This window comes from Ottowia beijingensis, assembly GCF_013423955.1.
GTDB lineage: Bacteria > Pseudomonadota > Gammaproteobacteria > Burkholderiales > Burkholderiaceae_C > Ottowia > Ottowia beijingensis.
This window is the reverse complement of record NZ_JACCKX010000001.1, coordinates 1,528,825-1,552,604: the sequence shown is the minus strand read 5'-3', so window position 1 is coordinate 1,552,604 and position 23,780 is coordinate 1,528,825. Positions and strand designations below refer to the sequence as shown.

Here is a 23,780-nt window from a genome sequence, read left to right as displayed (position 1 = left end):
CCCTGGCTGCGGGCTGCTGCCAATACATCGGCAATGCAGGAGGGAGAATGGCGCGGCCCGCAGGCTGCGTCGCCGATCAATCCGAAGCGGTCGAGCCCGTCTTGTGCAGGTACTGCACCAGGCGCTGGCCCAGCCATGCCATGCACGGTACAGCCATGGAGTTGCCGATCGCCTTGTAGCGTGGAGCGTCGGCGGCGGGCTTGCCGCGGTAGGTGATCAGCGTGTAGTCGTCGGGCATGCCTTGCAGCCGCTCGCACTCCACGGGCATCAGCCGCCGCACCCGCCAGTGCGACCAGTCGCCGGGGCCAGGGCCGTTCCAGTCGTAGCGGAAATGCGCCTCGAAGTCGGGAGCCAGCACATGGGGCTTGTCCGCGCCGCCGCCGCTGGTGCGAAGTGCGCCCGCTACGGTGCCGCCCAACTCGGCGGCAAGGCCGTTCTCGCGGCCACGCAGAGATACGCAGGCTACCATCGGCACGCCGTAGCCCGGCTTGCCGTTGGACAGCACGGTGCAAGCCACCTGTCCATGGCCGGATTCGTAGCGCACTTCACCGCGGTTGTTCTGCGCGAAAGCGATGGCGGGCACGACACCGGCGTTCGCATGGCTGTTGCGATGGCCGCCAGCGCGCAGCGTCGGCGTCAGGTCGAACGTGGCATCGGCGCCGCTGCCCTGGGCAGTAAAGGCGATGATCGGAACACCCTTGCCGGTGCCATCCTCGCTGCTGCCCCTGCCGTTGTTGGCGGTGTCGAGGGTGTGGGCGATGCTGCCGACGACCGACTGCACCATGAACGTCTCGGTGCGAATGTCGTGCTTGGGGCCAGCGGCCATCAGGCACGCCGCCACATCGACGGGGCCAATGCCGCCGCTGAATCCGAACGTCGTCGTGACCTTGCCGTAGGGCTGCTTCAGCCCTGCGAATCCTGCAAGTCCTGCGCATGCGCCTGCTGCTTCAGCACCCGGTCCAGCATCGTGGGCAGCTTCTTGCCACGGCGCGCGGCCCGCACAAGAATCCCCGAGCAGGCCTGCGCGCTCAAAAAGTACTTCTGCGGGATCGAGGTCATCTCCACCACTTGCCACAAGAAACACGCGCTTGCGGCGTTGGGCGACACCGAAATATTGAGCGTCGAGCACGCGCCACGCGATGCGGCGGCGGGGTCCAGACACACAACCAGCGTGCGCCCACCGATCCCCTGGCGGCTGGAGCGCACGGCTTTCCCCGACCAGTGCCCCCAGGAAATGCCCGAAGGCATTGCTGCGGTCGTTGAGGACGCCGGGGACGTTTTCCCAGACGAGCGTGGCCGCCGGGCGGCGGTCTTGTTGGCGGGTTTGGTCGATGGCATTGGCAAGCTCCACATAGGCAAGGGAAAGGGCTCCGCGCGGGTCATCCAGCCCGCGCCGGCTACCTGCAACGCTGAACGACTGGCACGGCGTGCCGCCGACCAGGATGTCGGGCGCCGGCACGGTGCCGGCGCGCACCTGGCGGGCGATCGCGGTCATGTCGCCCAGGTTGGGCACGTGGGGGTAACGGTGGGCGAGCACGGCGCTCGGGAACGGCTCGATTTCGGCGAACCACACGGCTTCGAGGCCGAGGGGTTGCCAGGCGAGCTCGCGGCCTCGATGCCGCTGCACACGCTGCCGTACAGCAGTGGCGCGGCCTGGGGCGCACCGCGTGAGGTGCGAGGTTGCGGGTTCATGTCGGGTCTCCTGTTCGTGTGGCCCTGGACCGTGTGGCCGGGCCGGGACGTTGATCGGCAGGAGAAAGGCGCCGAAGGCCGTGTGGCCTTCGGCTCGGGAGGACGGAACCACCCGTGGGCTGTTGCAGGCCCGGTCGTCGCTAGAACCGTCTGCTGTCAGCAATCGCACCCGGCGCATGTCGTGGTTGGCGCCGGCATCTTCTGGCGCACATCCGCGCACAAAAGGAGCCCAGTTTTTCGCCGTTGGGCACGGCATCGAATACCGCTGACCACGAAGGGTCTCCGGGTGGCTCGCAGGCCGGCAAGCCACCGGGGACCCTTCGCAGAGGCGGAAAATGCTGATCAGCAGAACGCGCCGGGAAACCCCGGACATGGTTCGTGGAGAAGATACCTTCAGGTCCCGCGGCTGGGGGACGGCTGGGCGGGACGCGCACACGGACAAGAGAAGGCGTTGCGCGCTGGGCGTCCCGCAGGGCGTGCGGGACATGGGCCACGCCGCCGATGGCGGGCACGGCTCTCGGGGAGCGGGGTCGGTCAGGAGCCCTTGCGGCCGCTACTGCGCGGGCGCGAGGCACCGCGCTTGGACGTGCCGGGATCGACCGGCAGCGTGCCTTTGCAGTCGGGGTAGCGACTGCACGACCAGAAGGGGCCGGTCTTGCCGGTGCGCTGGCGCGTCGGTGCGCCGCACTGCGGACAAGCAGGCCCCTGGGGAACCTCGATGGACAGCGAGGTGCTGCCGTACTGCACGATCAGTTGCGAAATCCATGCGGCCTGCTTGCCGATGAACACATCCAGTGTGAGTTGTCCGGCCTCGATCATGTCGAGCGCCTGCTCCCACACGGCGGTGGTTCCGGGGTCGGCAATCGCCGCGGGTACGGCATCGATCAAGGTGAACGCCGCATCCGATGCGCGAATGGAGCGCCCCTTCTTCACGATGTAGCCGCGGGTGATCAGCCCGCTGATGATGTTGGCCCGTGTCGCCTCGGTGCCGATGCCGACCGTATCCTTGAGCTTCTGCTTCAGGCGCGGGTCCGTCACCAGCTTGGCGACCCCCTTCATGGACTTGACCAGTTCGCCCTGCGTGTACGGCTTGGGCGGCATCGTCTTGAGCGCCTTGATCTCGGCCTCGGCCACCTGGCACGCCATGCCCTCGCGCAGCGGGGAGTACCTGGCTGCGCGCCGTGGCTTCACCGTCCTCATCCGCTTGCGGTTCGGCCAGCACCAGGCGCCAACCCTGGGCGACCATCTGCTTTCCGGTGGCCGCCAACTTCTGTTGGCCGCAGGACAGCTCGGCGACAGTGCGGTCGAACTCGTGGTGAGGGAGGAACTGCGCCAGGTAGTGCGCCCGGATGAGCCGGTACACGGCCAGCTCCTTCTCGCTCATCGCAGAGAGGTTCGCGGGTTCGAGCGTCGGGATGATGCCGTGGTGGGCTGTCACTTTGCCGTCGTTCCAGGCGCGCGAGCGCTGGTAGCGGTCGAGTTGGCCCATGATCGGGCGCAGCGAGGGATCGGTCTTGAGCAGGCTGTCAAGGACAGTCGGCACTTCCGCGAACATGCTTTCGGGCAGGTAGCCGGAATCCGAACGCGGGTACGTTGTGGCCTTGTGTGTCTCGTACAAGGCCTGCGCGATTTCGAGGGTCTCTTGAACATCCAGCCCAAGCTGCTTGGAACAAACCTCCTGAAGCGTTCCCAGGTCGAACAGCAGCGGCGGACCTTCGCGCACGCGCTCGGTCTCGACTAATAGGACCTGGGCGCTGCCCGCAGCGCGGATCTGCTGCGCGGCCTGCTGGGCGATCGGCTGCTGCAGGCAGCGACCGGCGTCGTCGGTGCAGCCATCGGGCGGAACCCACTGCGCGCTGAAAGCCTGTCCACCTGCGGACAGGGACACGTCGATGGCCCAGAACGGCACCGACTTGAAGGCCGCGATCTCGCGGTCGCGGTCCACGACGAGCTTCAAGGTCGGCGTCTGGACGCGACCGACGGACAGCACGCCGTCGTAGCCGGCCTGACGCCCGAGCACCGTGAACAACCGGCTGAGGTTCATGCCCACGAGCCAGTCTGCGCGTGAGCGCGCAAGCGCCGAGTAGTACATCGGCAGCGTGTCGGATGAGGGCCGCAACTTGCCGAGCGCGGTGCGGATCGACGCATCGTTGAGCGCCGACAGCCATAGCCGCTCGATGGGGCCGCGGTAGCCGCACAGGTCGATGATCTCGCGGGCGATCAGCTCGCCCTCGCGGTCGGCATCGGTGGCGATGACCAGATGAGTCGCCTTCGCCAGAAGCGCTTTGACGACCTTGAATTGCGTGGCGGTCTTCGGTTTGACCTCGACCCGCCACTGCTGGGGAATGATGGGCAACTGCTCCAGCGACCAGCGCTTGAGCGCCGCGTCATAGACCTCGGGAGCTGCCGCTTCTACGAGATGGCCGATGCACCAGGTGACGGTGACGCCGGAGCCGCTGAGACAGCCTTCACCGCGCTGCGTCGCGCCGAGGATTCGACCAATGTCTTTGCCTTGCGATGGCTTCTCGCACAAGAACAGCCGCATGTCCGTCCATCCGAATTCCGTGGTTCATTGAGTTGCTGGAATCGAGGATGCCGAGCATCACCAGGGGCAGCAGCAAACAAGCCGCATGCGGTGGCGACCACTTTCATGGGATGGAATGGCCGGGACGGAAGTGGCGTGCGGCCGGGGGTGTGCGGGCCGGGAGCCACGATTTTTGGAGCGCGCGGACGCCGGTGGACGTTGATGGAGCTATCCCCTGGGGATAGCTCGCGAGGGCGTGGGGCGACGGACGACTGCCGCCGCCCCATGCTGCATCACTTCCTGCGCTTCGGCTCCTTCGGCGCGGTCGGTTCCTGGGCGGCCTGGGAATTCGGCTGCGTGTCCTGCGCGGTCTCCTGCTGCCTGGGGCTGAGGGTCACCGACTCGATGCGGAACGGCAGGATGCCGACGCTGCGCGCGTTGATCTGCCAGGTCTCGCGCGGCTGATCCTCGTTGTCCGTCCAGGGTTCGCGCTCCATGCGGCCGACGACCAGCACGCGCATGCCTTTCTGGTACAGGTCCTTCCAGTGCGCGGCGTCGCGGTGCCAGATTTCCACCGGCGCCCAGAAGCCGCCGCGATCCTCGAAGTCGCCGCCCTTGGTGGGGACGGGGTTGTCGAAATACACGTTCAGCCGCAGCAAGCGCCGCGGTTCGTCGTTGCCGTTGGGAAACTCCCGGTACTCGGGGGCGAACCGATGTTGCCTTCGCCAGAAAAATGCGTGCTCATGTTGCAATCTCCGTGGTGGTTGAAATACCCGCACCTGGTCGGCGGCGGGCGCGTGCTGGGGTGCCTGGCGCGATCACCGATCACGCATGGCGGATGGCATGGACTTGAGCCGGCGCAGGTAGGCGTCTTCCGCGTCGGCGGCCTTGCTGGCGCACTCCTGGGCCTGCCTGCCCAAGGTGTGCAACAGGCTGATCTGCATGTTCAGCGTGATGCGCTGAAGCTCGATCGCGTGCAGGTCGGCCAGGAGGTTGACCGGCGTGCTGGTGCTCGCCATCAGCTCCTGCCACAAGGCGACGCCCATGGCCGAGCGGTCGTGCTTGCGCCAGCGAAGAAACGCCGTGCCTGCGCCAGTGGTCTGCTGGGCCAGCTCGATTGAGAGCAGGTGGAAGGGATGCCCGACGGCCTGTGGCAGCACCTGTCGCTGCGCCAAGCCAATCAACTCGTCGCGCATGGCGAAGCACTGGCTGGCCCAGGCCTCCAAGTCCCCTTTACCTTTAAAGGGCTTTAAAAGGCCTTTTAGAGAGCCTGCGTGTTCCAGCCGCATGAAGGCGGTCTGTTGCAGCGGGCGGAAGTAGCGGGTGTCGCGGTTCGGGTCGCTCATGGCTGCGCGTCCTCGTCGGCGGCGGCCTCGGGTGCCTCGGTGGTGGCAACCTCGTCGGTGGGCGATGCGGCTGCGGCAGGACCGTCACCGCGCTGCTGCAGGCCACGGCGCACGATGGGCGGCGCAAACTTCGAGCGGCGCGTGCCTTCCAGCACGTCCTGCGGCAACTCGCCGAACTTCTCCAGCGCCGCCCGGGCTGCGGCGTTCTTCGCGGCGAAGTCGTCGCGGGTGCAGCCCGAGTAGCGGTACTGCTGGGCCAGCGAGAACAGGCTGCGCAGTGCATGGGCGCCTTCGTTGAGCCAGCGTTCGAGCGTCGAGCGATCGATCAGCGCGGTGTGGTGCGCGAGGATCAGCTTGCGGGCGATGTCGTCGTAGTCGGCCAGCAGATACACCGCGGCAAAGCCCAACTGCGCATTGACGAACAGCGGCAGCTTGACGGGCTGCACGTTGAGGTTCTCGCCCAGGGTGAGTGCCGGCGGCACGCTCGCCAGGGCCTGGTCCACCTGCTCGCGCAGCGATTGCAGCGTGGCCTTCGTCTGGTCGAGCTTGTCCTCGATGCGCAGCATCCAGAAGTCGCTGTACGGGTCGTCCTGCTCCGAGCCGCGCCGCATCTTGTTCATCTGGGCGATGTAGCCGTTCAGGCCGACGATGCCGGGTCGCCCCTCGCCGGCGGCGCGACCGTGCCAGATGCGCGAGGCGTGGTGAGTGTGCAGCGTCAGCGACATCGCGCTGCGCAAGGAGCCGAGATTCAGTTGCAGAGGTTCGTTGGTCGTTGCCATGGTGTCCGCTCGTTGTTGGAAAAGAGCGGCCAGCTTCGGCAGGAAGCGGAAGGCAGTCAGTCAACAAACCGAAACCCGCCCGTCCCCGGTTCAGGCCGCGGCGGGTGCATGAGACGCGAGCTATCCCCAGGGGATAGCTCCATGGAGCGCCAAGGAACGCTGCACGCCCGGATCAGCGCGGACAAGGACGATCTCGCGGCAAGCGATCGGGGCTTGGCGTGCAGCGGTTCGACGTCGTAGCCGTCAGTGGAACTATCCCCAGGGGATAGTTCCATGGAGAGCCAAGGAACGCTGCGCGCCCGGCTCAGCCCGGACAAGGCCGATCCCGCCGCAGGCGATCGGGGCCTGACGTGCAGCGGTTCGACGTGTAGCCGTCAGTAGAACTACCCCCTGGGGATAGCTCTGCTGGAAGCCACTGGCATCCACTTCACCGCCTTGCAGGCCCGCTCACTTGCTGGCGAGCAGGTTGCGCAGCCGCTCGATGTGCTGTTTGGCGACTTCTGGCGGCACCGGCTTGCCCTGCGGCTGGGATGGTGGCGGTGCTGGTGGTGGCCGCTCATTCGGCGGAGCGTATGCAGATGGCGCGTCTTTCTTGGCCCAGGCGTTGAACTCGCCATGGATGGCCCGTTGGATGATGCCGAACAGATACCCCGCAGGATTGCGGATGCCGTGGCTGCTGCATCGCGTGGCCCATTCGTCCAGCACGGCCTGCCTCAGCGAGGCATCGACCTGCTGCAACGCCACCCGCGCACCTGTCTGCTGCTCTGCCTTCAGTTCCGCGAAGCGTTTGGGCCATTGCAGGTCGCCCAGCACGCGCGCCTGCGCGGTAGTACGTACTTCATTAATACGACGACTACGTACTGTACGGGCCTGCTTCGGATTCCGAAGAGAGGCGTCTGGCGCGGGTTTCGGCCCTGCTTCGGAGTCCGAAGTGGGGTCATCAGGATTCCGAAGAGGGCTCGCAACCCCTTCTTCGGAATCGTGAGTGGCATCCTCTTGTGGATAACTTTCGGTCGCCGTGATGCCTTGGCTGGCGAGACGTTCGGCCAGGACCTGCAGCCGTGACGGCAGTGTGCGGCCGGACAGCAGCGGGTCTTCCGCGATTTCCTTGAGTGTGTTCAGGCCCACGATCTGCACGGCTTTGGCCGAATGGCCGAGCGCCTGGCTGACGAGTTGCAGGTAGTCTGGGTCGAGCTGCATCGCTTCAAAGGGGGTCAGCGGCTCGTCGTGCAGGACATAGAGGTTGCCGAGGATGCGGCCGGTCTTGGGCTCGCGGCGGCGCCGCACCAGGCTCAACCATCGGGTGAGGCGCAACAACGTCAGGGCACGCGCCACGGTTTCGTGCGAGGCTTGCCCGGCACAGGGCATCGACGCTAGCCAGGGCCGAAGCTGTTCATACGTCGGGAACGCCGTCACGCCATCGTCGTTGAGCATCAGCCGGAAGACCTGCCAGGCGTTGCGCTCCAACGGCGTCAGGCGACGGTCGAGGAAAAGGCGCCGCGGTACGGTCTCGTGCCGATTGCCGCTGAACAGGAAGGCATCGCCAGACGTCGGGGTCGTGGGCATCGCGACAGGCGTGGGTGTGGACGGGGGCGTCGGCGTTGGGCTTGGGCGCAAGGTCTTTCAGCGCAGCGTCGAACAGGTCTGCGAGTGCGATGGGGCCACGACGTGGTGCGGTGTCGTCCACGGCCATGGTCAACCCAACCCCTGATCGACCCAGCTCTTGATTGAGGCCCAGACCACCGACAGAGGCAGCAACATGCCTTCGGCCAAGTCCATGGCGGCATCGAGGATGGAGGTTTCGTCTTCGAGATCGACGTTCCTGCTGCTGGTCACTGCCTTCCACTGTCGCCACAGTTCCGTGTCCTGCTTCTCGTCTAGGACAGGGTGACGCCCCTTGCGCTTGGGCAGGCCCAGCACCTCACGGCGCAGGGCGACTTCCTGATGGGTCAGGCCATAGAAGCGGCTGACCATCTCCGTGCTGGCCCCCAGGCGCAACATGCGATCGACGGTCGCGATTTCCTTCTCCACGTCCTGCGCCTGCGAGAGCAGACGCCGGAGCACCTCGCGGTTCACGGACACGGAACACCACGAGACATTGGCGTTGGCCAGCACGCTCACCATGGCGGGATGCTTGAGCGCATCCAGCTCGGCCTCGCTGAAGCCCATCGCCTTGCAGCGGCGCAGTTGGCCGTTGCGCAGGTCGTAGAGCGCCTGGGCGATGACGGCCTGATTGAGCGGGTGCGGGGCGGCCATGCGGGTCTCCTTCCTTCATGCCCCAGGGCCTGCGGCACCGGACTCCAGGTCCAGCAGGCGCCGGGCCAGGCGCAGCAATCGGAACAGCTTGACCAGCGCGGTGTCGCTCAAGCGGCGGGTCGCATCGCCTTGGCCGTGCAGCAGCGCCGGCAGTTCGGCGGCAAGCTGCCCGCCGTCCAGATCGGCATCGGTGAAGCTCTGGCCTGCCAGGCTCGCCAGCAATGCCAGCACGACGCGGCCCTGCGGTGATGGGGGCTGTGCGTTGGGATGGCATGCGAAGCCCACACCGTCCGCGCGGTCCTCGATGCACTGATCGAGGCCTGCCTCGCCCGCGATCTCGCGTGCGAACTGCGCGATGTGGATGCGCAGGCGATCGGGCGTGTCCAGGCCCGCGTCGATGTGCCAGACGTCGGAAATCGGGTAGAGACCGCCCGCCTGGACGGGAATGGACTGCAAGACGTTGGCCGAAAAATCGGGCAGCGCATCCCCCAGCTCGTCGGCGACCATCCGCTGAATGGATTGCAGCCGCTCCGTCGTCGGTGCAGGCGAAACGATGTGCCCCTGCAGCAGATCACCAGGAGCCGCCACGGGGCTTCCTGCGGGCGAGCCGTCCGTCCCCGAGCCGCCCTCGCGCTCGCGCGACCCAGGTGTGGTCGCCGGCGTCGGGGCCGATGGGGCCGGCGCGGCGGGCGGGCGTGCCACGGTGCCGGGCTCAGGCAGCGCGGGCGGTGCCGATGGTGGGGTCGGGTCGCTGATCAGGGCGCGATGGCGGCTTTCGGATTCGGTGAGGTCGAGCGCCAGTACGTCGTAGTCGATGCCGAGCAGTTCGGACATCTGGCCGATCAACTCGTCCTGCACGCGCTGGGGGCGAACTCGTCGGCCTGCGTGTCGAACTGCGACAGCACCTCCTGAAAGAAGTCGTCGAAGTCCTGCACCAGCGTGCGGCCCTTGGCGTAGCGCTCCCACGCGAGCATGCAGGCCTTGCGCGTGACCGACAGGCGTTCGACTTGGTGGCGGCCGAGCCCGCCATAGAGCACGGTCGGGATCGCCGGCAGGAGGTAGCGCACCGCGTCGTTCATGCGGCTGATGTGCGACTGCTGGACTGGGAAGCCGTCGGCAGCGAGCCGGCGCGCCAGCTCCGACTGGCTGAGGGCGGCGCCGCTTTCCTGCTCGTAGAACTCGCGGACTTTCTCGACGCCGAGGGCGCGCTCGATGAACGTCAGGCCCCCGCGCAATTCGTTCTCGGCCAGGTGGCCGGTCAGCATCACGACTTCGCCGCGGCTGGGCCACGGGCGGAACAGGCACGATATGCGGAAGAACCGCTCGTCCTTGGTCTCCGACCACAGTTCGCGCAGGATCGCCAGGCGCGTGTTGCCGCCGTTGCGGATGATGTAGTGGTCCTCGCCCGGGCGCCGGGTGATCGCCGGCGCTGCGTCCAGGCCGCGCTCACGGATGGACGCCTTGATGTCCTCGTAGGCTGGGTTGCGCTTCTTCCTGGGATCGTGGTCGTAGGGGCGCAACTGGTCCAGGGTCACGACCATGGGCGTGTCGGCGATCGGGTCGCTCAAGGCCGAGGTGGACGGGCCGCTGCGCTCGAACCCGGCCGCGAGCAGCTTGCCGGCCATCTGCTGGGAGGTCATTTCAGCCATGGCGGCCTCCCTGCGCTTCGGACCGGGCCTCGCGCTCGGCGCGGCGGATCTGCGCGCGGGCGTTGAGGGCGGCCCGGTGGTCGCTGGCCGTCGAACTGGTGTAGATCGCGGCGCAGCCTGCCTTCGTGAATTTGAGGTGGCCGCCTGGCGTGCGCTTGACGTGCCAGCCCTCGCCGACGGCGAACTCGATCAGGGCGCGCAGCCGCTTGTGGCCTCGGGCCAGTTCATGTGCGTTCGCCATGGGGCCTCCCGGTATCAAGAGGAAATGGCGGGCGGCCGGACACGCGAGCCAGTCGGTGCTGCCATTGCGGGAACAGTTCGCCGGCGAGGCCGCGCATGGTGTCGAGCGCGGCGGGGGCGACTCTGCCCGGTGGCTGGCGGTACTCGACGCGATGCACGGGCAGGCCGCGCGTCGCGGCGCGTGGATAGGCTTCGATGGCCGGCACGTCGGCGGCCAGCACGCGGATGCCGGTGTGGTCCTGGAACAGGTCACGCAGGGCTTGCTGGATCAGCCGGGCGTTCGCCGACACCGGGTGGACCCGGTTGATGAGCAGATGCAGCGGCGGCGGCTCGATGCCCAGGTGCCGGTACGGCGCGATGTCTTCCAGCAACTGCATGGTGCCGCGCCGCAGCTCGCGGGCGGCGAGGATTTCCGGGGTGACAGGCGACAGCGCCAAGTCGGAGGCCAGTACTGCCATCTCCAAGGTCACGCTGCGCGCGCCTGGGTGTCGATCAGCACCAGGTCATAAAGGGGAGCCAGCATCGGCAGCAGGTGCCGCAACCGCAGGCGCCCATCCGGCGCGTGCAGCAGCAAGGTGTTCAGCTCGCCCCGATGGTCGTTGGACAGCACCAGGTCCAGGCCTGTGATGATCGTGCGGGACACGAGCTGGCCGAGGTCGCGCTCGTTGAAGGCCAGCAATTCATAGATGCCGCCGGGCGCGCGGTGGGCCAGCTCGTAGTAAGAGGACAAGGTGGGCTGCACGTCGAGATCGAGCAGCAGCACGCGCAGTCCCGCATCGGCGGCTAGCCCGCCCAGGTTGGCGGCCGTGGTCGTTTTACCGACGCCCCCTTTGGTCGAGACAATGGATACAACCTGCATGGCGTTCTCCGGGTGAGGATGGGAAGTCCGTGGGAGAACGGGTCAGGCCCGGTTGTTGACGCGCTCGGCGATCCACTGGTCGATTTCGATGGAATCCCAGCCGACGGCGCGCACGCCCAGGCGCAGCGCCTTGGGGAACTTGCCGGCGCGCATCAAGTTGTAGAGGTGGGCACGCTTGAAGCCGGACTTCGCTTCGACTTCTTCCAGGCGCAGGATGCGGCGCTCGTTGGGCGGCAGTGCAGGTGTTGGCGACATGGCGGTCACTCCTGAACGCTCAGTGGCGTTTGTTGGCGTGACCTCTATTCAATAGACGCGGCTGCGGAAAGACATTGCCAATGCAATCTCCGCGGCTGCCTAAACAAGCTGGAAAACCTTAGAGGATGGCGCTATGTAGCCGGCGCCTGGCTGTGGCGAACTTGCCGTTCAATGTCCGCTCCGCGATCCCCATGACGCCGTGGTGATGGGCGACCAATGCGCTGACCACGGCCTCCTGCGTCTTGAAGCTGGAGTACGGCGTGCCCGAGGGCGACTGGCCGAGTATCAACTCCAGCATGCCCCCGATGATGTTCAGGTAGGTGGTCTCGGCCCGATCGCTGATCGAGCATTGCGCGCATGCGGGGATCACCGAGGACTGCTTGAGCAGCGCGTCGTGCGTGTCCTGCAGCTCGCGAAGTTGGCGCTTGGACTGCTCCAAGGCGGATTTCAGGGCGAACTGCTCAACCAGCATGGCTTGCCCGGTTTCCAGTGAAATGGAAGGATGGGCGATGCGCTCGCTACGGGAAAAGAGAAAGCCTGGTCGGTGTTCGGGATAGTGCTGGCGCATCCAGCGCTTCAGATCGACATGGCGGACGGTGAGATCGGGAGAGTCGATCAGTTCGGTATCGTGCGTCGTGATGCCGTCCCGTCCGAAGGGAAGTTCCCCATTGAGGATGCCGTCATAGATGCGTTCGGTGTACAGCCGCAGTTCGCCCCAGCGCGGGCAGTCCATCGAATGTGGCAGGTTCCGCGCCGACGAGATCGACGCCAGGATCACCTGTTTGTATCGCAGTAGCCCGGCCCAGCGGATGGACGCTTCGATCGGGCGATAGAACACCTTTGATTTTGGTGCATTGTTGTTCATGCTCCCATCCCCTTCCAGGAGAGTTACATGGCCGACTCCTTTGGTGCCAACCGCATGGTCGGCCTGTTGTCTGTGCATGAAGCGGGGGTCAGGGACCCGCTTCGTCGTGGGGTTTGAGCCTTCTCACCAGCTCTTGCAGGTAGCCGTCGCGCGCTCGATGTGCAAAAATATGTGAGCTATCCAGATGACTGGGCCTTGGCAGGTATGGCTCAACAGTGGCCTCACACTGGCAGCGTCATGGGTTGCAGCGATCTACGCAAAACCGTTTGGGTATGGCCTGATAGCCCAGTGGTTTCAGAAGCCGCAAGCAGCGTCAACTGCTGCTTGGAACCTTGGATTTGCAGGGAGAATCCAGTGGGGCGATATCTGATTAGGATGCTGATATATCGAGATAGCATTACGCACGAGCAGTTTGTGGTGACAGCGAACCGCAGATTTGACGCTCACCAAGCCGTTGCTTCATGTTGCTGCTGGTGCGGTTGGAGGCCGCAACGTGGAGCGGGGATGCTGAGTAGCCACTTTGGCTCAGTAGCTTGCCCTTGTTGCGGTTGAGATCACATCAGAGGGCGAATAGCTCGCAGTTCTCTGCATACCGAAGGATGAGTTGTCTGTTCTCTAAGAGTGGACTTTGGCTAGCATGCCCGTGGTAAAATGAGAACGGCTGATACAGGAAGTGCGTTCGGAAGTCACCGGATTGGTTTCCAGCGTTTTAATTCAACACTTTGGTCTGTCCATGACTCGTACCGCTTCGACCAACATCGCTCTGTGGTGGCGCTTCCAATAGGAAGCGGCATGTCGTTGCGGTCTTGACCGCACCTTGCCGCCGTACCGGCAGGCAAGGTTTCAAAGAAGGCTACTCCGGCACGGCGGCTCCAAGATTTGAGGAGATTGCCCGATGCCCTTAGCACCCCAGCCCCATCTTCGAGCTCAGGCCCCGCGCGCCGCGTCGCCGCGGGCCGTAAGCTTGGCCGTTTTGTCTTGGCCCTCAAGCCAGCCACGCGAGCGGAGGCGCTTCCTCAGTACACCGTGTCGGCGCACCCTACGGCCTCTCTCAAAATTCATTGTGACCCAGTGCCGACCTCTACCTGCGCTTCGTCCATCGCAATCGACCGTCGATGTGTGTAATGATGTGTGTAATGGAGGTGGTGTGTAATGAAAAACATCAATAAAAACAAGGAGTTATGATGATGAAAGTCCTGATGATCGACAACTACGACAGCTTCACTTTCAACATCGTGCAGTACTTCGGCGAACTGGGCGCGCAGGTCACCGTGCTGCGCAACGACGAGGTGACGCTGGAGCAGCTCAATGCGATGTTCCAGCGCGGGGAATTCGACCGCCTGTGCATCAGCCCCGGTCCGTGCTCGCCCACCGAGGCGGGCGTGTCGGTAGTGGCCATCCAGCACTTCGCCGGCAAGCTGCCCATCCTCGGCGTGTGCCTGGGCCACCAGGCCATTGGTGCGGCCTTCGGCGGCGACATCGTGCGCGCCAAGGTGCAGATGCACGGCAAGACCAGCACCATCAGCACCACGCAGCAGGGCGTCTTCGCCGGGCTGCCGGCGCAGTTCACCGTCAACCGCTACCACTCGCTCGTCATCGACCGTGCCACCTGCCCGAAAGAGCTGGAAATCACCGCCACCAGCGACGACGACGGCGAAATCCAGGGTGTGCGCCACACCGGCTACGCCCACGACGTGCGCATCGAAGGCGTGCAGTTCCATCCGGAGAGCATCCTGACGGAGCATGGGCATGCGATGTTGGCGAATTTCCTGCGCTGAACGCCGCCGTGGAGAGCATGCCATGCTGAAATCGCTGTTCGAGTACAAGCGTTGGGCCAACGATGAACTGATGACATTGGGTGAGATGGCGCAGTCCACTTTGACTGCTACTGACCTTCAGCTTTTCATCCGTATCCTCAACCACACGTTCGTGGTGGACCGCATCTTTGCGGGTCATTTGGTCGGCGAGCCGCACGGTTATGCGGCCACCAACACCGACGAGACGCCCGACTTGCTTGCGCTGAAAACCAAGGCGCGTGTCAGTGACGATTGGTACGTGCACTACGTGGATGGTTTGGCGCCAGCGGCGTTGGCTGAAGTGCTCTCATTCCGTTTCACGGATGGCGAGGCCGGGCGCATTTCGCGCGGCGAGATGCTGCACCATCTGATCGCGCACGGTGCTTATCACCGTGGTGCCGCGGGTCGCATTCTGGCGACCCATGGCATCCAGCCGCCGCGCGATTCACTGACCGTCTTTTGCACCGCACCCAGCCCCAGCGGCGGGGTTGAATCCCATGCCCGACGCTTCGCACCTGCTCGTCTTCATCGCCGCCGGCCTGCTGCTCAACCTGACTCCGGGTCCTGACGTGATGTTCATCGTCGCCAACGCCGTGCGCGCCGGGGCGCGGGCGGGCGTGGCGGCGGCGCTGGGTATTTCGGCGGGCTGCCTGGTGCACGTGGCCGCCGCGGCGCTCGGCGTGTCGGCGCTGCTGGCGGCCAGCAGCACGGCGTTCGGCGTGCTGAAGTGGCTGGGCGCGGTGTATCTGGTGTGGGTGGGCGTGCAGATGCTGCGCTCGGCGATGGGTCAGGATGCTCCTGTAAAAATAGCTGTTGGCGCTTATATGGCGGGCGCTGAAGGCCGATTTGATACTGAATCCGCGCTGGCCATCGTGTTCCGCCGTGGCTTTCTGACCAACGTGCTCAACCCCAAGGTGGCGCTGTTCTTCCTGGCTTTCGTGCCGCAGTTCATCGCGCCGGGCACGGCGCACACGGGCGGGGTGTTTCTGGCGCTGGGGCTGCTGTTCACCTTCAACAGTCTGCTGGTGTGCATCGGCTGGGCGCTGGCGGCGGCCTGGCTGGCGCGGCGCGCCGGGGCGTTGCAGCGGGCCACGCGCTGGCTGGACGGTCTGGCCGGCACGCTGTTCATCGGCTTCGGCATCAGGCTGGCGCTGACCGATGCGCCGACCGCGCGCTGACTTTCTTTCTCAACTTTCAAGATTCCAACCATGACCATCACCGCACAAGAAGCGCTGCAGCGCACCATCGAACATCGCGAAATCTTCCACGACGAAATGCTGCACCTGATGCGCATGATCATGCAGGGCGAAATCTCGCCGCTGATGGTGGCGGCCATCACCACCGGGCTGCGCGTGAAGAAGGAGACCATTGGCGAGATCACCGCCGCCGCGCAGGTGATGCGCGAGCTGTCGACCAAGGTGCAGGTGGCCGACACCAAGCACCTGGTGGACGTGGTGGGCACGGGCGGCGACGGCTCGCACACCTTCAACATCAGCACCTGCAGCATGTTCGTGGCCGCGGCGGCCGGCGCGCGCGTGGCCAAGCACGGCGGGCGCAGCGTGTCGTCCAAATCCGGCAGCGCGGACGTGATCGAGGCGCTGGGCATCGCGCTCGACCTGACGCCGGAGCAGATCGCGCGCAGCATCGCCGAGACGGGCGTGGGTTTCATGTTCGCGCCCAACCACCACCCGGCGATGAAGAACGTGGCGCCGGTGCGCAAGGAGATGGGTGTCAAGACCTTCTTCAACATCCTGGGCCCGCTGACCAACCCGGCCGGCGCGCCCAACATCGTGATGGGCGTGTTCCACCCCGACCTGGTGGGCATCCAGGTGCGTGCGCTGCAGCGGCTGGGCGCCGACCACGCGGTGGTCGTCTACGGCCGCGACGGCATGGACGAGTGCAGCATGGGTGCCGCCACCATGGTGGGCGAGCTGAAGAACGGCGAGATCAGCGAGTACGAGATCCACCCCGAGGACTTTGGCCTGCCGATGCAGAGCAACCGCGCCATCAAGGTGGAGACACCCGAGCAGTCGCTGACCATGCTGAAGGGCGTGCTGGCCAACCAGGACGGGCCGGCCAAGAACATCGTCATCCTGAACGCCGGCGTGACGCTGTACGCGGCGGGCGTGGCCAGCACCATCAAGGCCGGCATCGACCGCGCGCGCGAGGCCATCGAAACCGGCGCCGCGCAGGCCAAGCTGGATCAGGTGCTGGCGTTCACCCAATCGCTGGCCAAGGCGGCATGATGTGGCAGGACGAGGGTGTGTGGATCGCCCTGGGCGTGACGCTGATCACGCTGGTGGCGGCGGTTGTCATGCACCGGGTTTTCGTCAAAATTCTGAAGCAACCGGCGCCGGAGCAGCGCGAGGAGCTATCAAAAGATGAGTGATATCCTGGACAAGATCGTCGCCGTCAAGCGCGAGGAAGTGGCGGCGGGGCTGAAGAAGGTCTCGCTGGCCGCCATGCGCGAGGACGCCGAAAGCCGCGTGCTGACGCGCGATTTCATTGGCGCGTTGCGCCGCAAGATCGACGCGGGGCAGTCGGCGGTGATCGCCGAGATCAAGAAGGCCAGCCCCAGCAAGGGCGTGATCCGCCCCGACTTCGTGCCGGCCGACATCGCGCAGAGCTACGCGGTGGGCGACACGGACAGCGGCGGCAAGGTGAGCGCGGCCTGCCTGTCGGTGCTGACTGACAAGCAGTTCTTCCAGGGCAGCGTCGACTACCTCAAGCAGGCCCGCGCCAGCTGCGAGCTGCCGGTGCTGCGCAAGGATTTCATGATCGACCCGTACCAGGTGTACGAGGCGCGCGCCATCGGCGCCGACTGCATCCTGCTGATCGCTGCGTGCCTGGGTGACGGCCAGATGCAGGAGCTGGAAGCAGTCGCCCACAGCCTGGACATGGCCGTGCTAGTGGAGGTGCACGACGGCGCCGAGCTGGAACGCGCGCTGAAGCTGAAGACACCGCTGGTCGGCATCAACAACCGCAACCTGCGCAACTTCGAGGTCAGCCTGAACACCACGCTGGGCCTGCTGAAGGACGTGCCGGCCGACCGCCTGCTGGTCACCGAAAGTGGCATCCACACGCGCGACGACGTGCGCCGCATGCGCGATGCGGGCGTGAACGCCTTCCTGGTCGGCGAGGCCTTCATGCGCGCCGACGAGCCGGGCGAGGCGCTGGCGCAGTTGTTTGTCTGATTGCTATATTAAAGATAGCTGTTTGCGCTTGATGGACGGGCGCTGAAGCCTGATTTGATGCCTGATCCTGAGTCCACGCTGCAACGCTGGCCACCCGACCTTGATCAGGTGGCCGCAGGGTGGCGCCCCTTGGTGCACCAGTTTCTGCATAGCCAACAGGGGCGTCGGCTGGGCGCGGAGTTGAAGGCGCAGCTGGGCCAGGGCGCCAGCATCTTCCCGCCACAGCCCCTGCGTGCGCTGGGACTGACGCCGCCCGAGGCGGTGCGCGTGGTCATCCTGGGGCAAGACCCGTACCACGGCCCGGGCCAGGCCAACGGGCTGGCTTTCGCTGTGGCGCCCGGCGTGCGGCTGCCGCCCAGTCTGCGCAACATCTACAAGCAACTGCAGCGCGAATACGGCCGCGCCCCCAGCCCGAGGGTCTGCTCGACCGCTGGGCGCGCCAGGGAGTGTTGTTGCTGAACGCCAGCCTGACCGTGCTCGCGGGCCAGGCCGGCAGCCACAGCCGGCTGGGCTGGCAGGCGCTGACCTCCAGCATCTTTCGTGCCCTGGTCGAAAGTGAGCGGCCGCTTGTTTTCATGCTGTGGGGCGCCCACGCGCAGGCCATGCGGCCTGCTGGCAACGAAGCCGAGCGCCATCTGTGGCTGTCGGCCAACCATCCTTCGCCGCTGTCCGCGTCGCGTCCGCCGGTGCCTTTCATCGGCTGCGGGCATTTCGGTCAGGCGGACGCCTTCCTGCTGCAACGGGGCGAGCCGCCGATCGACTGGCTCGGCGCAGCGTCGTGACCGGCCTACACCACTTGCCGGGGCCGGTCAATTGGTGGCATAATTCATGGTTCCCTGCCGGAGAGGTGGCCGAGTGGTTAATGGCAGCAGACTGTAAATCTGCCGGTTTACACCTACGCTGGTTCGAATCCAGCCCTCTCCACCAGCAGGCTAGGCTGTCACACGCGGCTGACACGATGAGCGTTAGGATGGGCGGTTGCTCGGCGAGGGCTGGGTGCATGGGCTCACGCAAGATGAACGCGCCTTGAGGCGTGTCTTTGCGGGAGTAGTTCAATGGTAGAACCTTAGCCTTCCAAGCTAATGACGCGGGTTCGATTCCCGTCTCCCGCTCCAGTCGGTCGGTTTGTGTGTCGGGCTTGAGTTCAGGTTTTCGCCCTTGTGGCTCAGTGGTAGAGCACTCCCTTGGTAAGGGAGAGGTCGTGGGTCCGATTCCCACCAAGGGCACCATTCCAGAGGCTGTGGCGCACGCGTCCTGGCTGTCGTTTGTTGATGTTGAGTTAATTTTTCGGAGTCGAAGAAATGGCAAAAGAGAAATTCGAGCGAAGCAAGCCGCACGTGAACGTGGGCACGATTGGCCACGTTGACCATGGCAAGACCACGCTGACGGCGGCCATTGCCACCGTGCTGGGCAAGAAGTTCGGTGGTGAAGTCAAGAGCTACGACCAGATCGACAACGCCCCCGAAGAAAAAGCGCGCGGCATCACCATCAACACCTCGCACGTCGAGTACGAAACCGCCAACCGCCACTACGCCCACGTCGACTGCCCCGGCCACGCCGACTACGTCAAGAACATGATCACCGGTGCTGCCCAGATGGACGGCGCCATCCTGGTGTGCTCCGCCGCCGACGGCCCCATGCCCCAGACCCGCGAGCACATCCTGCTGAGCCGCCAGGTCGGCGTGCCCTACATCATCGTCTTCCTGAACAAGGCCGACATGGTCGACGACGCCGAACTGCTCGAACTCGTCGAAATGGAAGTGCGCGAGCTGCTCTCCAAGTACGAATTCCCCGGCGACGACACCCCCATCATCAAGGGCTCGGCCAAGCTGGCCCTCGAAGGCGACACCGGCGAGCTGGGCGAGCAGGCCATCATGAAGCTGGCCGAAGCCCTCGACACCTACATCCCCACGCCCGAGCGCGCCATCGACGGCGCCTTCCTCATGCCCGTCGAAGACGTGTTCTCCATCTCCGGCCGCGGCACCGTCGTCACCGGCCGCATCGAGCGCGGCATCATCAAGGTCGGCGAGGAAATCGAAATCGTCGGCATCAAGGCCACGCAGAAAACCACCTGCACCGGCGTCGAAATGTTCCGCAAGCTGCTCGACCAGGGCCAGGCCGGCGACAACGTCGGCATCCTGCTGCGCGGCACCAAGCGCGAGGAAGTCGAGCGCGGCCAGGTGCTGTGCAAGCCCGGCTCCATCAAGCCGCACACCCACTTCACCGGTGAGGTCTACGTGCTGAGCAAGGACGAAGGTGGCCGCCACACCCCGTTCTTCAACAACTACCGTCCGCAGTTCTACTTCCGCACCACCGACGTGACCGGCTCCATCGAACTGCCCGAAGGCAAGGAAATGGTCATGCCTGGCGACAACGTGAGCATCACCGTCAAGCTGATCGCTCCGATCGCCATGGAAGAAGGCCTGCGCTTTGCCATTCGTGAAGGCGGCCGCACCGTGGGCGCGGGCGTGGTGGCCAAGATCATCGAGTAATCGAGGTCTAGGGGTATAGCTCAACTGGCAGAGCGTCGGTCTCCAAAACCGAAGGTTGGGGGTTCGATTCCCTCTGCCCCTGCCACTGCTCTGCAGTGGCCTTTGAAGCCCGCCAAACCCTTGGCGGGCTTGTGTGTTGAATCGATGCGTGTTTGAAGTTCTGTCTTTGCACGCCATCTCTGGAAATACTGCCCAAGCATGGCAAGCACTCAAGTTGAAACCGTGAGCTCCGGTGCCGACAAGGCGCGACTGGCGATCGTCGGTCTGCTGGTCATCGGGGCGCTGGTGGCGTTCTATCTGCTGGGTGCCCAGGGTCCGCTGGTCCAGTGGGGTGGTTTGATTGCCGGTCTCGTGCTGGCCGCGGTGGTTTTCTTCACCTCCGAGTACGGCAAGCGCCTGGTCGCCTTTGGTCGTGATGCCTGGCGCGAGGTCAAGAAGGTCGTCTGGCCGTCGCGCAAGGAAACGCTGCAGACCACCGCTTTCGTGTTCGCCTTTGCGGTCGTGATGGCGTTGTTCCTGTGGCTCACCGACAAGACGCTCGAGTGGGTGCTGTACGACCTGGTTCTGGGTTGGAGGGTTGATGAGCGACATCGCGGCAAATGAGATGGCGGCGGGCGAGGCGCGCAACCCCGACCTGAAGTGGTACGTCGTCCATGCCTATTCGGGCATGGAGAAGGCGGTGGAGCGCAATATCGTCGAGCGCATCAACCGCGCCGGCATGCAGTCAAGTTCGGCCGCATCATGGTGCCGACGGAAGAGGTGGTCGAGATCAAGAGCGGCGTCAAGCGCACCACCGAGCGCAAGTTCTTCCCCGGCTATGTGCTGGTCGAGATGGTGATGGACGACGACACCTGGCACCTGGTGAAGCACACCAACAAGGTGACCGGCTTCGTCGGTGGCGCCAAGAACCGCCCGGCCCCCATCTCGGAAGACGAGGTCATGAAGATCGTCAACCAGATGCAGGAAGGCACCGAGAAGCCGCGCCACAAGGTCGAGTTCGAGGTGGGCGAATACGTCCGCGTCAAGGAAGGCCCGTTCACCGACTTCAACGGCACCGTCGAGGAAGTCAACTACGAGAAGAGCAAGGTGCGCGTGTCGGTCACGATCTTTGGTCGTGCCACGCCGGTCGAGCTGGAATTCGCCCAGATCGAGAAGGCCTGATATTGTTTTTATAGCTGTTGGCGCTCTCCGACTCTGCGCTGGCGGCCTTTTTGACCCAGAGTCGACAACCCCGGGGAGCTTGGGATTGAAACCCAGGCGCATGTACCCGCAAGGAGTAAAGCATGGCGAAGAAGATCGTCGGCTTCATCAAGCTGCAAGTGCCGGCTGGTAAAGCCAACCCGTCGCCGCCCATTGGCCCTGCCCTGGGCCAGCGCGGTCTGAACATCATGGAGTTCTGCAAGGCGTTCAACGCCCAGACCCAGGGCGTCGAGCCCGGTCTGCCGCTGCCGGTGGTGATCACCGCCTTCGCGGACAAGAGCTTCACCTTCATCATCAAGACGCCGCCGGCGAACGTGCTGATCAAGAAGGCCATCAAGCTCGACAAGGGTTCGGCCAAGCCGAACACCGACAAGGTCGGCAAGATCACCCGGGCCCAGCTCGAGGAAATTGCCAAGACCAAGATGAAGGACATGACCGCCGCCGATCTGGACGCCGCCGTGCGCACGATCGCCGGCTCGGCCCGTTCGATGGGCGTCACCGTGGAGGGCGTGTAAATGGCCAAGCTGACCAAGAAACAGAAAGCCCAGGAAGGCAAGGTCGACTCGACCAAGCTGTACCCGCTGGCCGATGCGCTGGCGCTGGTGAAGGAGCATGCCACTGCCAAGTTCGATGAATCCATCGACGTGGCCGTGCAACTGGGCGTCGACGCCAAGAAATCCGACCAGGTCGTGCGTGGCGCTGTCGTGATGCCCAACGGCACCGGCAAGACCAAGCGCGTGGCCGTGTTCGCTCAAGGGCCGAAGGCCGAGGAAGCCAAGGCCGCCGGTGCCGACGTGGTCGGCATGGACGACCTGGCCGAGCAGGTGAAGGCTGGCAACATGCCCTTCGACGTGGTGATCGCAGCCCCCGACGCCATGCGCGTGGTCGGTACGCTGGGCCAGATCCTCGGGCCGCGCGGCCTGATGCCGAACCCCAAGGTCGGCACCGTGACGCCCGACGTCGCCACGGCGGTGAAGAATGCCAAGGCCGGTCAGGTGCAGTTCCGCGTCGACAAGGCCGGCATCATCCACGGCACCATCGGCCGTCGTTCGTTCGACACCGAGAAGCTGCAGGGCAACCTGGCCGCATTGATCGAGGCCCTGAACAAGGCCAAGCCCGCCACCAGCAAGGGTGTGTACCTGCGCAAGGTGGCGGTGTCGAGCACGATGGGTGTGGGCGTTCGCGTCGACACGCAGAGCATCAACGCTTGAGGCAAAGAATTCGGAGGCTGTCCGAAAGGTCAGCTTCCGACGTGGTGGGCCGGACTGGCTGCAAGCCGATCCGGGTCATCCAAGACCGCTGGTGCAGGGTGCAAACCCTGTTTAATGTGCTCTGATTTTCGGAGCTACCAGCGCAGATGGCGTACCCGCTGCAAAGGATTTTTCCTTGAAAGCAGTAGGTCGCTGCAAGAAGGCGCGCCGCCAGGCGAACGGCCATACGGCCTTCAGTCGAACGGCGCATTTTGAAGGAGTAGACCTTGAGTCTGAATCGCAGTGAGAAAGAAGCGGTCATCAAAGAAGTGACCGGCCTCGCCGCTAAAGCTCAAACGCTCGTGATGGCGGAGTACCGCGGCGTCACGGTGGCTGACATGACCAAACTGCGCAGCGAAGCGCGCAGCAACGGCGTGGCCCTGAGTGTGTTGAAGAACACCCTGGCCCGTCGTGCTGTCGCCGGCAGCGGGTTTGAAGTGGCAGCTGACCAGATGACCGGTCCGCTGATCTACGGCTTCTCCGAAGACGCAGTGGCCGCTGCCAAGGTGGTGGCCGATTTCGCGAAGACCAACGACAAGCTGGTCATCCGCGGTGGCGTCTACGGTGGCAAGGCCCTGGATGCGAACGGCGTGAAGCAGCTGGCCAGCATTCCCTCAAGGAAGTGCTGCTGGCGCAGCTGTGCGGCTTGCTCATGTCGCCCGTTTCCCGCACCGCCGTGGTGCTGGGCGCGCTGGCGGCCAAGAAGGGCGAAGGCGAAGCGGCCGCTGCCTGAACAGGGCGCGGCTGATTGGTAACCCATACTGTTTTCTAGGAATTGATCATGGCATTTGATAAAGACGCATTTCTGACCGCGCTGGACAGCATGACGGTCATGGAGCTCAACGACCTGGTGAAAGCCATCGAAGAGAAGTTCGGCGTGAGCGCCGCAGCCATGGCTGCCCCGGCAGCCGGTGGTGCCGGCGGTGGCGCAGCGGCCGCAGCCGAAGAGAAGACCGAATTCGACCTGGTGCTGACGGACGCCGGCGCCCAGAAGGTGGGCGTCATCAAGGCCGTGCGCGAGATCACCGGCCTGGGCCTGAAGGAAGCCAAGGACCTGGTGGACGGCGCACCGAAGACCGTCAAGGAAGCCATGCCCAAGGCCGACGCCGAAGCCGCTCAGAAGAAGCTGGTGGAAGCTGGCGCCAAGGCCGAGCTCAAGTAAATCGGCCTGGAGCACTCCGCGCGGCGCGTTTTCCCTCGCTCCGCGCGGCAGGTTCCACCGATTTGCAGGCTGGTTGGTCAACCAGCCTTTTGCGCTTTCAGAGCGCACCTGAAAATCCCGCGCCAAAGTGGGGTTTTCAAGTGTCTTCTGATCCCGACTGCAGAAGACCACTTGGTTCGGGCCGCGTGCAATGCGCGGTCGTCCGCCATCGGCTGGTAGTG

17 protein-coding genes, 4 tRNA genes and 9 pseudogenes are annotated in these 23,780 nt (G+C 65.0%); 18 read left to right on the top strand and 12 right to left on the bottom strand.

Features of this window, described 5'->3' with window-relative positions:
- Positions 1-76: 76 nt before the first annotated feature.
- The 12 genes and pseudogenes from H0I39_RS07810 to H0I39_RS07755 form a co-directional block, all read right to left on the bottom strand.
- A pseudogene (locus tag H0I39_RS07810) lies at positions 77-1,692 on the bottom strand (DNA cytosine methyltransferase).
- Between the two features lie 534 nt (positions 1,693-2,226).
- Positions 2,227-4,237 (bottom strand): annotated as a pseudogene (locus H0I39_RS07805) (DNA topoisomerase III).
- Positions 4,238-4,509: 272 nt separating this feature from the next.
- A pseudogene (locus tag H0I39_RS07800) lies at positions 4,510-4,961 on the bottom strand (single-stranded DNA-binding protein).
- 73 nt (positions 4,962-5,034) lie between these two features.
- Positions 5,035-5,562, bottom strand: coding sequence for a DUF3158 family protein (locus H0I39_RS07795; RefSeq protein WP_033448882.1), 528 nt, complete (start codon positions 5,560-5,562; stop codon positions 5,035-5,037).
- The gene (locus H0I39_RS07790) at positions 5,559-6,341 is read right to left on the bottom strand and encodes a PFL_4669 family integrating conjugative element protein (RefSeq protein ID WP_033448885.1); all 783 of its coding nucleotides are present in this window, start codon (positions 6,339-6,341) and stop codon (positions 5,559-5,561) included. The genes H0I39_RS07795 and H0I39_RS07790 overlap by 4 nt, the downstream gene beginning before the upstream one ends.
- 447 nt (positions 6,342-6,788) lie before the next feature.
- Positions 6,789-8,034: pseudogene (locus H0I39_RS07785) on the bottom strand (STY4528 family pathogenicity island replication protein).
- A gap of 2 nt (positions 8,035-8,036) precedes the next feature.
- Complete coding sequence (locus H0I39_RS07780) at positions 8,037-8,597, bottom strand: DUF2857 domain-containing protein (RefSeq protein ID WP_180550119.1); 561 nt, start codon at positions 8,595-8,597, stop codon at positions 8,037-8,039.
- A gap of 15 nt (positions 8,598-8,612) precedes the next feature.
- A pseudogene (locus H0I39_RS07775) lies at positions 8,613-10,246 on the bottom strand (ParB family protein).
- Positions 10,239-10,487, bottom strand: coding sequence for a hypothetical protein (locus H0I39_RS07770; RefSeq protein ID WP_024002065.1), 249 nt, complete (start codon positions 10,485-10,487; stop codon positions 10,239-10,241). The pseudogene H0I39_RS07775 and the gene H0I39_RS07770 overlap by 8 nt, the downstream one beginning before the upstream one ends.
- Positions 10,471-11,345, bottom strand: a pseudogene (locus tag H0I39_RS07765) (ParA family protein). Before H0I39_RS07765 ends, H0I39_RS07770 begins: the two are co-directional and overlap by 17 nt.
- A gap of 42 nt (positions 11,346-11,387) precedes the next feature.
- Positions 11,388-11,600, bottom strand: coding sequence for an AlpA family transcriptional regulator (locus H0I39_RS07760; RefSeq protein WP_033448903.1), 213 nt, complete (start codon positions 11,598-11,600; stop codon positions 11,388-11,390).
- A 118-nt stretch (positions 11,601-11,718) separates the two neighbouring features.
- Positions 11,719-12,465, bottom strand: coding sequence for a hypothetical protein (locus H0I39_RS07755; RefSeq protein WP_180550118.1), 747 nt, complete (start codon positions 12,463-12,465; stop codon positions 11,719-11,721).
- Between the two features lie 1,187 nt (positions 12,466-13,652).
- On the opposite strand from H0I39_RS07755, the gene H0I39_RS07750 reads away from it, so the two are divergent.
- The 18 genes and pseudogenes from H0I39_RS07750 (at position 13,653) to rplL (ending at position 23,559) form a co-directional block, all read left to right on the top strand.
- Positions 13,653-14,243 (top strand): anthranilate synthase component II, encoded by a 591-nt coding sequence (locus tag H0I39_RS07750; RefSeq protein ID WP_180550117.1) that lies wholly within the window; start codon positions 13,653-13,655, stop codon positions 14,241-14,243.
- Positions 14,244-14,265: 22 nt separating this feature from the next.
- Positions 14,266-14,829, top strand: coding sequence for a DinB family protein (locus H0I39_RS07745; protein WP_257645688.1), 564 nt, complete (start codon positions 14,266-14,268; stop codon positions 14,827-14,829).
- Positions 14,759-15,439, top strand: coding sequence for a LysE family translocator (locus H0I39_RS07740; protein WP_180550116.1), 681 nt, complete (start codon positions 14,759-14,761; stop codon positions 15,437-15,439). The genes H0I39_RS07745 and H0I39_RS07740 overlap by 71 nt, the downstream gene beginning before the upstream one ends.
- Before the next feature lie 30 nt (positions 15,440-15,469).
- On the top strand, positions 15,470-16,507 hold the full coding sequence (gene trpD / locus H0I39_RS07735; protein WP_180550115.1) for an anthranilate phosphoribosyltransferase: 1,038 nt from the start codon (positions 15,470-15,472) through the stop codon (positions 16,505-16,507).
- On the top strand, positions 16,504-16,650 hold the full coding sequence (locus H0I39_RS07730; protein ID WP_180549130.1) for a hypothetical protein: 147 nt from the start codon (positions 16,504-16,506) through the stop codon (positions 16,648-16,650). The genes trpD and H0I39_RS07730 overlap by 4 nt, the downstream gene beginning before the upstream one ends.
- Positions 16,643-17,455 carry an indole-3-glycerol phosphate synthase TrpC gene (gene trpC, locus H0I39_RS07725; protein WP_180550114.1) on the top strand — a complete coding sequence of 271 codons (813 nt, stop codon included), beginning with the start codon at positions 16,643-16,645 and terminating at the stop codon, positions 17,453-17,455. Before H0I39_RS07730 ends, trpC begins: the two co-directional genes overlap by 8 nt.
- Positions 17,456-17,512: 57 nt before the next feature.
- Positions 17,513-18,237 (top strand): annotated as a pseudogene (locus tag H0I39_RS07720) (uracil-DNA glycosylase).
- A 59-nt stretch (positions 18,238-18,296) separates the two neighbouring features.
- Positions 18,297-18,382: transfer RNA gene (locus H0I39_RS07715), tRNA-Tyr, on the top strand.
- Between the two features lie 114 nt (positions 18,383-18,496).
- Positions 18,497-18,570: transfer RNA gene (locus H0I39_RS07710), tRNA-Gly, on the top strand.
- A gap of 39 nt (positions 18,571-18,609) precedes the next feature.
- Positions 18,610-18,684: transfer RNA gene (locus H0I39_RS07705), tRNA-Thr, on the top strand.
- A 72-nt stretch (positions 18,685-18,756) separates the two neighbouring features.
- Positions 18,757-19,947, top strand: a complete 1,191-nt coding sequence (gene tuf / locus H0I39_RS07700) for an elongation factor Tu (RefSeq protein WP_180550113.1) — start codon at positions 18,757-18,759, stop codon at positions 19,945-19,947.
- A gap of 9 nt (positions 19,948-19,956) precedes the next feature.
- Positions 19,957-20,032, top strand: a tRNA-Trp gene (locus H0I39_RS07695).
- Positions 20,033-20,145: 113 nt separating this feature from the next.
- On the top strand, positions 20,146-20,550 hold the full coding sequence (gene secE, locus H0I39_RS07690; protein WP_180550111.1) for a preprotein translocase subunit SecE: 405 nt from the start codon (positions 20,146-20,148) through the stop codon (positions 20,548-20,550).
- Positions 20,528-21,108 (top strand): annotated as a pseudogene (nusG, locus tag H0I39_RS07685) (transcription termination/antitermination protein NusG). The gene secE and the pseudogene nusG overlap by 23 nt, the downstream one beginning before the upstream one ends.
- 122 nt (positions 21,109-21,230) lie before the next feature.
- Positions 21,231-21,662 (top strand): 50S ribosomal protein L11, encoded by a 432-nt coding sequence (gene rplK / locus H0I39_RS07680; RefSeq protein WP_180550110.1) that lies wholly within the window; start codon positions 21,231-21,233, stop codon positions 21,660-21,662.
- Positions 21,663-22,358 carry a 50S ribosomal protein L1 gene (gene rplA, locus H0I39_RS07675; protein WP_180550108.1) on the top strand — a complete coding sequence of 232 codons (696 nt, stop codon included), beginning with the start codon at positions 21,663-21,665 and terminating at the stop codon, positions 22,356-22,358.
- A gap of 266 nt (positions 22,359-22,624) precedes the next feature.
- Positions 22,625-23,130 (top strand): annotated as a pseudogene (gene rplJ, locus H0I39_RS07670) (50S ribosomal protein L10).
- 48 nt (positions 23,131-23,178) lie between these two features.
- Positions 23,179-23,559, top strand: a complete 381-nt coding sequence (gene rplL / locus H0I39_RS07665; RefSeq protein ID WP_180550107.1) for a 50S ribosomal protein L7/L12 — start codon at positions 23,179-23,181, stop codon at positions 23,557-23,559.
- Positions 23,560-23,780 lie beyond the last annotated feature (221 nt).